Source organism: Occallatibacter sp., assembly GCF_049802275.1.
Taxonomy (GTDB): Bacteria; Acidobacteriota; Terriglobia; order Terriglobales; family Acidobacteriaceae; genus Telmatobacter.
Window position 1 is genome coordinate 1 of sequence record NZ_JBARMD010000023.1, and the last position, 12,358, is coordinate 12,358.

Genomic DNA, 12,358 nt, shown 5'->3' on the forward strand with positions numbered 1-12,358 from the left:
GCTTACCCCTTCGCGCAGCGCGAAGGGGTAAGCGGCGCTCAGGATGACACGTGCTTTTGAGAAGCCGGGTTGTTCGACACTGATGTGACGCGCGCAGAATGACAGCTTTTGAGACAACTGCAGGTACTTTGCTATTTCGCGGCAGTATCTAACGGCTTCACGGCTGCGAGTGGAATCTCCATGGTGCCCACCTTGCTTGAGTTGCGGTCGTAAATGCCGGTGCGGAGCCAGAGATTGCCTTTTGGCACGGCCAGTTGAGCGTGGAGCTGAACGCCGGTGTTCTGAAAGGCCGCATACGCGTCGGGCTTGATGTTGAGCGCGACCAGGTGATCTTCGCGGCTGACCATGTTCCCGTAGCGGTCGTAAACAATCAGCGAGACATTCAGCGAACCGTTGTGCAGGCCGTCCTTGTCGAGTTTCAGATTCAGGTCATTCAGATCGATGGCGAAGTCGACCTTGTAGTGTTCCTTGTCCTTCTTGTTGGCAGGCTCGTTCTGGCCAGGCGCAGACGGCACAACGCGAATCTTGTAGAGAATCTGCTCGCTTTGCGGCATTCCCAGGTCCATGAATGGCAGCAGTGGATCGACAGCTCCGGGGTTTTTGGAGGCGAGTTTCTGGATCTCCTGACTTCGCACTGCCAGCGAACTGCCGGGAATCGCTTCTTCCACGGCATAATATCCACGGCGGTAGGCGAGCTTGTAGTCCGCGCCCTCGACCTTCACCTTAATGCTGCGGAAGGTTCCGTCCATTTTTGCGTTCGTCGGTGAGTACGAGAGGGTATAAAAATGACTGCTGGTTGACGTGATCTTGTCGATTACGTCCGAGAGGCCGTTGGTATTCGCGAACGCCTTTCCCCCCGACTCCTCGGCGAGGATCTGCGCCTGGAGCTGATCGGAATCGCGGTCCATGTTCTCGCTGGTCATCGAGTTTGCGAATCCGCCGCCGCCTTTTGCCGAGCCGGAATCGCTGCCAACGGTTGTAGGCCCCAGCAATCCCGAGGCCTGCGTGGGTGGGTTCGTGGAATTGTTTTCGGCTGTATAGAGGCTGATGTTCGAGACTCCGCGGGCATCCACGGGATAGATTGCCGCCCTGGCCGCGGCCAGCATTGCCAGCGTCTTCTTGATTTCCTGCTCCATGGCAGGGGTGCCGGAAGATACGCCGCCTGCTGCGTCTGAACCGGTGACAAAAAGCGCCGGAACCTTTTCCGCAAACCAGATGATGTTCTTGCGTCCCGGGAACCCCTGCAGAAATGCTGCGAGGCGCTGCAGATTCGCCAGCGTGACGTACATGCGATCGAACGAACGCGACGTGTCGTTCTCGTTAATAAAATTCTGCAGGGCTGCAATCATCCCCGGCGAGGCTGCGGTCGCACCATTGCCCTCCGGCGCACCCATCATGCCGCCTAACTTTTGCTGGGCAATCGTCTCATCCTGCCCCTTCAGCATGACGGAGGTTTCAACCTCATTGTTCTTCTTGTTGTTCAGCGCCGCCATCAGTACTGCCGGGTCGTCGTTGAACCCCTGAATGAAATGCAGCCCTAGTCCCATGGTGAAAATGGCCGAGCGGGCGCCCGGCATTGCGGTCTTCAGGAACTTCAGCGCCTGGGTGTGCACATAGCTCTGGTTCTCCATGTGCGTGTTGAGCGAGTCCAGCAGGAGTACATTCACTGCCGGCGGCTGCGGGAAGGGCGAGAAATTCGTGAATATGTCCGGCGGCATTTTGGGTATCTCCGCCGGCCGTGGTGGAGGCGCGTTCCCATTCTCCTCAAAGAATGAAATCGTCTGTTGCTTGCCTTGTTCTGTGATGCTGAAGGCGTCTCTGGAGAGTCCCGTGACCGGCTTGCCGGAGGAATCGCTAACGATCACATCGACGAGGACAGCTCTGCTGGTGCGGCGCAGCGTGGTTGCAGACTCATCTGCTTGCCCCATCACTGGAACCGCACACACCAGTCCGAGCAACAGAGCAACGATCGGACGATTCATGGAGCCTGCCCTCCGACAGAAAATGTGCAATCTGGGTTGTGAACCCATGATAGTCCTCAAGGACGAGATTGAAATGTGACCTATATGTAATAGACGACATACCGCGCAGCTCGGGCTGCAACCAATTTTGCTTGGGAAGGTAGAGAGGCGTTACTTTGGAGCGCTGATGCGTTTGTCTCTGATTTTTTGGGTTTCGCGAATATGCGCTGCGACGGGCCTCCGACCTGGCCAACTTGGCCAACCTGTTTCGACCGGCGCAGAGGTGATCCTAGATTGCCAACCAATCATGTGATAACGACGCTTTAGTTCACAAAGTTTGGGCGCCAAGTCCGCATCAGTTTTCTGGTGTATGGCCGCTAAGCCTGTTTACGGCCACCTACCGAGAACGCTGATCAGTCCCCGGCTGGCTTGAGGGTTCTCGTCTCCTGGCGATGAGGGGTCCGACGATACGCTGCGAGCAACTTCTCACGATTCTGCCGCAGGTCCTTCCCTGTCGGCGTACCGGGATATGGCCTGTTGCCCATCAATCCCTTCCACAGAATGCGGTTGAAGCTCGCTCCATCCACCAGATCTGCGTCATCGAAGTCCATTCCCCTGGTCACGCGTGTCCAGTACTTCGCGTCTGGCGTGGGGTTATTGCAGGGCAGGAAGGGAGCAGGCAAAGGGAGTTGTGTGCAGTAGAGCATTGCCGCGGGTGTCGCCGTAAACGTCCAGCTGCTCGGTGAGGTGTTGAAGATGTCGCTCATGGGCGCAGCCAGCGCATCGTTCAGGTTCATCGGCGGCAGGCCCAGAACCTCTTCCATGGTGCGGATGAAGTTGAGGGTCGTATACGGCGTGGAGATGACCTCATTCTTCACGTACGCACCGGCCACGTACGCCGTGGTGCGGTGCGAATCCATGTGGTCGCCGCCATCCTGCGCGTCGTCTTCCACGACGAAGATCAGCGTGTTGTTCTTGTAGATCGGACTGTTGGCAATCTTCTGTACCAGCAGGCCGACTGCGTAGTCGTTGTCGGCCACGTCGCGCTCTGGCGTGTTCACCTTATCGATGGCCGTGCCGAAGTTTCCGGTGTGGTCGTGCATGAAGCGAACGAGGGTTAGATTCGGCAGCCCGCCGCGGGCGTAGTTGGCATCAAAGTCCCGCTCCCACTCCTTGAAGCGGTAGAAGTCCGGAAACGAGGGATCGAAGCCGCGGAAATACTGGTCGGTGAATGGCGCGAGCGCAACATTGGTCGGCGGAGCGACGATGGTTCCGGTTGAAAACGGGTCATGCGCCAGCGGGGTCTGGCATCTCGGCTCGTTGTAGCAGTTGGTGTCGACAAAGAAGCCATAGTCGCGAACCGTGAGGCCGGCGCGCAGCGCATCGTTCCATAGATAGCCGGTGTTCAACTCATCGTTTGGGCCATCCGGCGCATCTACATCGGTCTGCCCCGGCAACAGGTCCTCGCCGCCCGTCACGTTTGGCGAAAGTGCGCCGCCTGGCATCAAGGGATCGGACGCCTGGCGCTGGACCAGGGTTGGGATCGCAACGTTGACGTTGCGGTTCATACCCTCGGTGTCAAGGCTCAATCCGCGTTGCGCATAGTTGATTGGGTACTGGTGTTCCACTACATCCGGAGCGCGGGCCGACGTGCTCCACGGCCAGCCATCGTTGCTCACTTCGGCGGTGGCGAGAAAGTTATCGAGAGTGACGAATTGCTGCGCCAGATCATGCTGGTTGGGCGTGATCGCCTGCCCGAACAAAGTCAATGCAGGATCGCCATTGCCGCGGCCAAGATCGCCCAGAATCTGGTCGTAGGTGCGGTTTTCTTTCAGGATATAGATGACGTGCTGAACGCCGCCGCGTACCGCCGCCATGGTCGCGGACTGCTCGCCGGTCTCGACACTGTCAAAGTGATTGTCGGCAGTCACCTTGCTGGTCAGAGTATTGAGCTCCGGTTGAAGTAAGGCTGGGGTCAGGGGAATGGTTTGCAATCCCGCCCTGGTTAACTGGGGGTTGTATTCATTGGCAGGCATGCATGTCGGGTAGCCGGCTGGGCCGTAAACATAGCACCAGTTCGGATTCGCGCCCGTCGGCGATTTCGAGTTGGCCACATAAGCCCACGTGCCATCGCCGCTGAGAGCCACCGAGTTCGGATACCAGCCGGTCGGAATCAGGCCGATAACCTGATCGCTGCGATTGGTTCCGTTCAGTTGCACAACAGCAATGTTGTTCAGATTGCCATTGGTGACGTAGAGATACTTCTCGTCTGGAGACAGCGTCACGCTGTTGGTATTGGCGCCGGTATATTGCGCCAGCGGCGAACCCGACATGACCGATGGCGGAGCGATGACCGGAATAGTTTCGATCACCGTGTTGAACGTCGCCGGCTGGTTCTGGGTGGGGAGACCGACATCGCGAGGATTGAGATCGATCACATCGATGGTGTCCGACTCGTCTTCGGCCACGTACAGAAGCGTCCCAGCCGCGTTGAGGGTCATCTTGTTCGGCTGGCCCTTGACAGGAATGCGGGTCTTTACCACCGGAGAGGCTTGCAGGAAGCAGCCAGGTCCAGTCGTGCCGTTCGTGCAACTCTCTCCCAGATTCACGACATCGATTTCTCGGTCGCGAAGGCTCGATACATATGCCGTCGCTCCAGGTCCGCTCCTGCCTGCCAATACCACCCAGAACGGATATTCTCCCCCAGGCGTGCCTGGCGTGGCTCCACTGGCGGCCTTGCCTGGACGCAGATCGAGTTCGGTCCCTGAGAGTGTCCCCTGAAACTGTTGCGGGGACGCCGGATCGGGCACCCATTGATCCAGCCAGACGCTCAGGCCTCCGGTGAACACCGTGATCGAGTCGTTGTAATAATTGGCCACCACCAGGGTCTGACCATCGTTCGAGACCGCAATTCCAGCGGCCATCGGCGCGACGTAGACCGCCGCGTTGACTGAAGCGAAGGAGTTGTTGGGCACGGGAAGGCCGTTGCCTGCGGGGTGTCCACCAACTACTGAATTGCTCGGCCCCAGGTCCAATTCCGCCGAAAGCGCCCAGCTTCCGTTCAGCTGCAGCGTAATGATGTGTACATTGTCTCCGTTATTGGTAGCAGGAGCGCCGTTAACGGTATACGGAATCGGATCGGTGCCGAATGGCGCGTCGCCCATGCCGCCGGAGACGTAGAGCGCGTTGTTGCCTGGGACCGGATCCCACGCCAGCCCGTGATACGCATTGGGAATTGGGATCGCCTGCTTGAAGACGGGCATTCCCCCGCTGATGTCGTAGAGAAAGACATACTCGTTCGAGTAGAGAGGGTCAAAGAACGGAAACGCTTCGTGAAAAACGCGGTTGAAGCCGCTCGTCAGTACCGCCAGAAGATTCAGGTTCGGGTTCACCGCGGTGCTGACCGCCTGCCCTGCCATCCACTCGACAGGCGGCACATTCGGATTATAGGTGTCGGTCACCACCATGCCGGTGTCAAGAAATTGAAAACTGGAGCCGGGAGCTGCGAGTGGATCGATGGCCTGTGCCATGTTAGGCACGGACTGGTGCGAGTTATAAATCGTGATGGTCAGTGGCGCTGTCACGTCGCCACCGGAGTTCGCGGCAGTCACGGTGTAGCTCGCCGTGAGCGGCGCCGCCGTCTGCGAAGACAGGGCCGCCGGCGTTCCGCTCAACACACCGCTCGACGGATTGAGCGTCAATCCGGTTTGGCTTAGGTCGGGGGTCACACTGTAACTCGTCGGTGCGCCACCCAGAGGGTTGACCGTCGGGTAGTCCGGCGTGATCGCGATTCCCGCCTCATACACCGGCGCCGGCGTACTGTACGAGAGGCCGGCCGGAGTCACGTCAGCTGCAGCCACTTCGATGGTTAGAGTTGCGGTGGTGCTTCCGGACGGATTGCTGGCCGTTACTGTGTAGGGGGTTGCAGGCGATGGCGCCGTGGGTGTTCCGCTGATGATCCCCGAAGGCAAGTCGCCGATGGGAAGAAGCGGGACACCGTCGATGCGCAACCCCGGCGGAAGCGAGGGATAAATACTGTAGGCCGGGACCGGGATCCCGCTCGGACTCGTATACGGAAGCGGAACTCCGCCGGTGGTTGTTGGCACATTGGCCGGAATCGGCACGCCCACTGTGTAGGTTGCGTTGCCAAGCTTGTAAGAGAGTCCGGCAGGCGCCGCCAAAGGATTCGCCACACCAGAGTTGACGGTGATGAACACCGCTGCGGTCGCGCTTCCTCCCGTATTGACAGCAGTAATCGTATATTTTGCCTGCGGTGTTACGGCCGCGGGGTTTCCGCTGATGGCGCCTGTTTGAGCACTCAAGCTCAGGCCCGCTGGGAGTGCCGGGGCCACACTGTACGAGACCACCGTTCCGCCGCTGTTCGTGGGACTGTTCGGAGTAATCGGCGTGTTGATGACGTATGTCGCCGTGCCCGCCGCGTATGAGAACGCCGAGGGCGGCTGATCGTTCACCGTAATGGAAATGCTCGTCGTAGTGCTGCCTGCCGCGCCGGATGCGGTCACTGTGTAACTTGCAATGGGAGTTACGGCGGTGGGCGTTCCACCTATCACGCCTGTGCCGCTGTTCAGTGTCAATCCGGCAGGGAGCGCAGGACTCACGCTGTACCCGGTTACCGCTCCGCCACTACTGGTTGGGTTGTCCGGAGCAACTGTCACTCCCTTGGTGTAAACCGCAGTTCCCGCGCCGTAAGTGAGCCCGGTGGGTGCTTGAACACTGCTGCCATGGTTGCCGCAGCCGCAAAGAAACAAGAATGCTGTGGCAAGAGAAAGGCCCAGCCGACGCGAGGATTGCATGAAGATCTCCTGTATTGCACATGGCCGGCGTGCCAGTCCGCTTGGTACTCGAATCCCGCAGTAGCCGCAGTGGTACGCAACGATACGCCGCAATTTCGTGACAAGAGGTGATGCGAGTCACCTCGCAAGCGACGCCCTGCAATTGCGGCAGGATTCGCGAACAACTTGCAGGTCTGCATGTTGACTCTCGACTCGATTGCCAGCATCACATAGCGCGCGTGAAGTGTCAGTAATGTGAAGCCGCTCTGCTCACTTTCGCCGCCTGCAGAATGCTGAAATGGAACCTGTGCCGCTTTTGGGAATCGACGAATCGCGAGAAGAGCTAGCGTGAAACCCTGGGAAACTCTATGGATAGAAGGAACGCCGGCACGAGAATGAAGAATTCTCCGACAAATGCCGATAGAGCATTTAACCGAATCATTCTATGTTCGGCCAAAGGGCTCTATGAGATCCGCTGTTCGATTCTGGCCGCTGTCGTGCTTCGCCATTGTGCTGTTAGCCGGATGCGGAAGCTCTTCGAGCACCGGTACGCCCGGCCAAGCCACTCCCGCCCCGCTCTCCGCCGCAAACGTCAATCTAATCTTTGTCGTCAGTCCAGATTTGCAATATCAGGCCAGCGGTGACGTGGATCCGAAAACGGCGAACCTGACTGCCCAGGGGCTCCAGAGATCTCTGCTTCTGGCTCCGTATCTGCAACAGAAGGTCCTGGGTGGCGATTTCGTAACCGCCATTTATGCGCTAGAACCGATGACTCATCTGCAGACGACGAGTAATTATCCCGATATGGCGGCGCTTGAGACCGTACAGCAGTTTGCGCTGCTCAATGTGGTTACCCTCGAAGGATCCTCGGGCGGCCCTGCTCTCTATGCGGCGAATAGTTTTCCGCTCAATGTCGGCTACGCCCAGGGGCAGGTAGTCCAGGAGGTTGCGCCTCCCCTCATTGCATGTGCGAGTTGCCAGGGAATTGATTTTAACGATCAGAACAGCGACAACGAATCTTTGATCGATACGGTGATCGGCTACGGCTTGCCGGGCTATTACGTTTTCTCTGCGCCCTGGACCGCCACGCAGAATCTTCTGGCCGCGGCGAACACTGCACACTCCTACGGGCTGACTCTTCCCTCCACTTATCAGGGGCCTGACATTGTCTATGCCATTTCCATAACTCCATCCGGCATGGCTAACCTGACAACCTATAACGGCAACCTGCATCCGCTGCCAACATACCCGGAATTGCCGCCTCCCGCGCTGACGAGCGCAGCCTGCCAGACGCCCCAATTCAATATCTCCGCGCCTTCGTCCAATCCCCCGGTCACCAATACAAACGAGACTCTCTACCTGATGCGGCACGCAGAGGCTCATCCCACGCCCACCTGGGAGGACGGTAACTATGTCGCTTCAGGTGAATGGCGGGCGCTCGATCTGCCCAATGCCTTGCGCGGCAAGATCAACCCCGATCAGGTCTATTCAATCGATCCCGCACAGATTACCCCATACGGAAATTCCGGATGGTCCTATGTGCGGCCATCGTTGACCGCCGAACCGTATGCCATCGCCAACAACCTTCCTTATCATCTGGTGTCGGATTTCGAGCTCGACGACACATCTACGGTGACGACGAATACCATCAACTTCTTTTTTGACGATCCGCAATTCTCCAATCATAAGGTGCTTCTGGCGTGGGAACACGAACACTTCGCACCCCTGGTCAACGCGCTCTTAAAGAGCTACGGCAGCAGCCAAACGGTGGCCGACTGGGCATCCAGCGACTACGACTCGATCTGGACGGTGACCATCGATGGAAGCGGCAACCTGACAATTGACAACTCGCATTGCGAAGGCATCGATTCAACGAAACTGCCTGCCACTGCCCCTGCGTTCTGATCGCTCAGGCGGGAATGAAGGGACGAAGTCTATGAACCTGGTTCACATCGATCGAATTCGTTTTCACGCATTTCTTCTGCCGGGGGCGATGATGCTCCTTTGCGGATGCGGTGCGTCGAATCATCAAGGCAATCTGCCGGCGAGCAATCCAGCTCCGCTTTCCGCCGCGAATATCAATCTGATCTTCGTCGTCAGTGCCGATTTGCAATATCAGGCCAGCGGAGACGTGAATGCGGATACGGCAAATCTCACCGCCCAAGGCTTGCAAAGGACGCTTTTGATGGCGCCGTATCTGCAACATGCCGTGCTGGGTAATCAGAATGTGACCGCTATTTATGCGCTCGAACCAATGACCCATTTGCAGACCTCAAACGGATATCCAGACATGACTGCGCTTGAGACCGTGCAGCAGTTTGCTCTCATGAACCAATTCACCATGATGAGCCCCTATCCGGAGATGGAGTCGACGACGGGCAACAGTTTCCCAATCAACACGTCTTACTTTCCGGGTTCGGAGCCCATCGGCGTGATCGCGCCATCTCTGTCTTACCCGTGCCCGGCCTGCCAGGGGATCGACTTCAACAATACCGGCAGTGACAACGACGCACTGCTTGCCGGTATTGTCAGCGCGAAGGAGCCTGGATACTATGTTTTCTCAGCACCGTGGGAGACCACTCAAACCCTGCTGGCCAGCCTCAATGCACTCGAACAGTCCAGCCTGTCGCCCCCGTCCACATATCAGGGGTCCGATACGATCTACGCCGTTTCCATTACGCCATCGGGAAGCGCCAGCCTGGCCACCTATAACGGCAATCTGAAGCCGCCGAACACCTATCCGAAGCTCGATCCGGATCCGGTAGCCCCCGCGCCATGCCAGTACTCGACCTTCTCATTGAAGGCAACGGGTTCACCCGCGAACATCAACACCAATGAAACTCTCTACTTCATACGCCATGCCAATGCTCATCCCTCCATCGTCTTCTCGAATGGGAACTTTGTTGCGGCGGGCCAGTGGCGCGCCCTCGATCTTGGGAACGCAATCTCCAGGGCGCTTAAAGGAAAACCCCAGCCCACCCACGTCTATTCACTCGACCCCGCCCAGGTGACTCCCAACGCCGGACTCACCGCCGCGGGACCGACTTCGTTTTCACACGACACGTTGGCCTTGACGGCTGAACCGTATGCCATCGCCAAAAACCTGCCGTATTCCCTGGTGTCCAGCTTTCTGCTGACTGACAAGAACGGACCTCAGGAAGCCAGCAATTATTTCTTTCAAGGCGGACAATTCACCAATAAGACCATTCTTGTGGCGTGGGAGCACAGCAACATTCCCCAGATACTGAGCGCGCTGCTTGCCAGTTACAGCAACGTTAGCAGCGCCCCGCCTCTTGCCTGGGATGCCTATGACTACGACTCCATCTGGACGGTAACCATTGACGGGGGCGGCAACCTGGCTGCCAACAACATTCTTTGTGAAGGTATTGACTCAGAGAATTTACCGGCCACGGCGCCGCAATTCTGACTGCCCTTGCTGAAAGGGCCACCACGGCCGCAAAAGGAGAAGCTCGAATGCCAGAACTATCACGTCGCACATTTCTCGAAGTGGCAAGCCTGGCGAGTGCAGGACTCATCAGTGGATGCAGTGGAGTTTCAAGCATTGCAGGCTCCCACAGGTTCTCGGTACCGGTTTTCTCCGACGTCCATTTCCAGCCATATATCAATCCATTTCTGCCCGGCAATACGGCACTGAATCCTCAATCCGTCGCGGATAATATGGCACTGGTAGCGCAACTTGACGCGGCGGATCCCTCCGATTGGCCGAACATTTTTACTGGAGCGGCGAACGCCAAGAACAACACGCCTTCCGCGCCTGGCGACGACACGAACTTTGCGCTGCTGACGCTGGCGCTCGAAAGCATCAAGCAGAACCTGGGAACAAGTCCGGTAGTCCTTTTTACAGGAGACTTTCTCGGCCACGGCCTGGACCAGCTCTATCCGATCTATTCGGCGAACAAGACGCCCGCCGAAGCAGCCGCATTTGTCGACAAGACTCTCACCTTTGTCTTGCAGCAGATCAGGACGGCTGTGGGCACGGTCCCCGTCTACTTTGCGCTTGGCAATTGCGATTCCTATACCGGTTATGGGCCGGACAGCATGTTTCTTTCGAACAACGCGCAACAGCTATACACGCTCGCATTAAATGGCACGGGAAATAGGCAGGATGTGATCGCATCGATCACCAATGGCGGATACTACGCGGTCGAGCCCGCGGGATTGAATCTGATGATCGTCGCGCTGAACACGTTCGCGCTTTCCCCCGGTGCTCCTCTTCCTGATCCAACCATGATCGCGGATCAGTTTACGTGGTTCGATGCCCAGCTTGCCAAGGCCAGTTCGTCCGGCAAAAAGGTGTGGCTGCTGATGCATGCACCTCCTGGAGCCGCGGAAGGCACCACCGCCGCAGCCTCCAATGACGTGAACGGGAAGATCACGGCTGCCACGATGTTGTGGGTTGACACCAATCAGGAAACGTTCATGGGCATTATTGGGAAGTATCCCGGCGTTATCTCTATGTCTCTTGCGGGTCATACGCACATGGACGAATTCCGGTTGATGTCTCCGGGCAACGCGCTGGCAGTTACCGCGGGCATCAGTGCGTTCTTTGGCAATAACCCCGCCTACAAGATCTTCGCGATCGACGGCTTGAGCCATGCCCCGTTTGACTATTCCGCAGTGAACTGCGACCTGCTGGCGACGTCCGCCGCATTCAGCAGCTATTACACATTTTCGAAAGCCTATAACCTCGAGGGCCCTCTCGCCACCTCGCTGTCGGAGCTGTTTACTACCCTGCTGGCATCGAATACAGCGAAGATGCAATACCAGGGCGCGTTCTACTCCGGTAACAACAGGTTGAATCCCATCACCGGCGCGAACTGGCCAGTGTACTGGTGTGGCATCGGATACATGGATGAACAGGAGTTTTTCAATGCTGTGAACGCTTTCTGACATTTGCCACCGAGCGCGCTTTTTCGCCGTTCAGTGTGCGTTTTTCGGGAAGTCGGCATCCTCTCCACTTACAGCTAGGAAAGAGGGATCAATGGTGATCCGGGGCACGACGGCTGTATCCTCAACGAATGGGCCGAGATCAAGAACGATGACGCCGCATCGTCATGAAATGCCATCGGGCAGACTTCGTTGCGGCGGTCCCACGTGAACGAATAGATCACACCTCGCAGATGACCCGCAATCTGGTGCGTACCTGCCAGCCCAACAAGTAGTCAATGATAAAAGAGATTGTGATTAAGAATCTGGCGTCCCAATTTGCGCTGACTTTCCGCAAAGGGGTGAATCCCGAAATACAATTCGAATGACCGTACGATGCGTATGGCCCCGACGCGATTGGGCGAAGGCGAGCGTACTGAGCGCTGCCTCTCGCGCTTGTTTCAATTCCGGGATTGTGAGGTTTACAAGGCGAGCCTTGGCAAACATCAAATATTGCCACTTGTTCTTCTTTTGTGCTGCCACCTACTTTTTTAGGATTCCGGAACAAGCCCGTCCTTTCCACATCTCGTCGCTCATAACTGCCCTGCCGCTTTTAGGTCGGGGGCAAACGAGGCGAGCGACATTACGAGCGTCAATGGCTTGTCACTCAAAGGCACAGCGCCGTAACTGGCGTACCATCGGGCCGCGCGATCGTTC

At 57.5% G+C, this 12,358-nt stretch carries 5 protein-coding genes; 3 read left to right on the top strand and 2 right to left on the bottom strand.

The window, feature by feature from the left end; translation table 11 throughout:
* Positions 1-131: 131 nt before the first annotated feature.
* Both WA354_RS00705 and WA354_RS00710 read right to left on the bottom strand, forming a co-directional pair.
* Positions 132-1,982 carry a VWA domain-containing protein gene (locus WA354_RS00705; RefSeq protein WP_472811085.1) on the bottom strand — a complete coding sequence of 617 codons (1,851 nt, stop codon included), beginning with the start codon at positions 1,980-1,982 and terminating at the stop codon, positions 132-134.
* A 392-nt stretch (positions 1,983-2,374) separates the two neighbouring features.
* Complete coding sequence (locus tag WA354_RS00710) at positions 2,375-6,775, bottom strand: putative Ig domain-containing protein (RefSeq protein ID WP_472811086.1); 4,401 nt, start codon at positions 6,773-6,775, stop codon at positions 2,375-2,377.
* Positions 6,776-7,219: 444 nt separating this feature from the next.
* On the opposite strand from WA354_RS00710, the gene WA354_RS00715 reads away from it, so the two are divergent.
* The 3 genes from WA354_RS00715 to WA354_RS00725 are packed head-to-tail and all read left to right on the top strand — an operon-like array spanning position 7,220 to position 11,665.
* Complete coding sequence (locus WA354_RS00715; protein ID WP_472811087.1) at positions 7,220-8,659, top strand: hypothetical protein; 1,440 nt, start codon at positions 7,220-7,222, stop codon at positions 8,657-8,659.
* Positions 8,660-8,690: 31 nt separating this feature from the next.
* Positions 8,691-10,181 (top strand): hypothetical protein, encoded by a 1,491-nt coding sequence (locus WA354_RS00720; RefSeq protein WP_472811088.1) that lies wholly within the window; start codon positions 8,691-8,693, stop codon positions 10,179-10,181.
* Positions 10,182-10,228: 47 nt separating this feature from the next.
* On the top strand, positions 10,229-11,665 hold the full coding sequence (locus tag WA354_RS00725; RefSeq protein WP_472811089.1) for a metallophosphoesterase: 1,437 nt from the start codon (positions 10,229-10,231) through the stop codon (positions 11,663-11,665).
* Positions 11,666-12,358 lie beyond the last annotated feature (693 nt).

What these genes read in the sequence shown, in the direction of transcription:
- WA354_RS00705 (WP_472811085.1), bottom strand. Translation starts at nt 1,982, where the DNA reads ATGAATCGTCCGATCGTTGCTCTGTTGCTCGGACTGGTGTGTGCGGTT.
- WA354_RS00710 (WP_472811086.1), bottom strand. Translation starts at nt 6,775, where the DNA reads ATGCAATCCTCGCGTCGGCTGGGCCTTTCTCTTGCCACAGCATTCTTG.
- WA354_RS00715 (WP_472811087.1), top strand. Translation starts at nt 7,220, where the DNA reads ATGAGATCCGCTGTTCGATTCTGGCCGCTGTCGTGCTTCGCCATTGTG.
- WA354_RS00720 (WP_472811088.1), top strand. Translation starts at nt 8,691, where the DNA reads ATGAACCTGGTTCACATCGATCGAATTCGTTTTCACGCATTTCTTCTG.
- WA354_RS00725 (WP_472811089.1), top strand. Translation starts at nt 10,229, where the DNA reads ATGCCAGAACTATCACGTCGCACATTTCTCGAAGTGGCAAGCCTGGCG.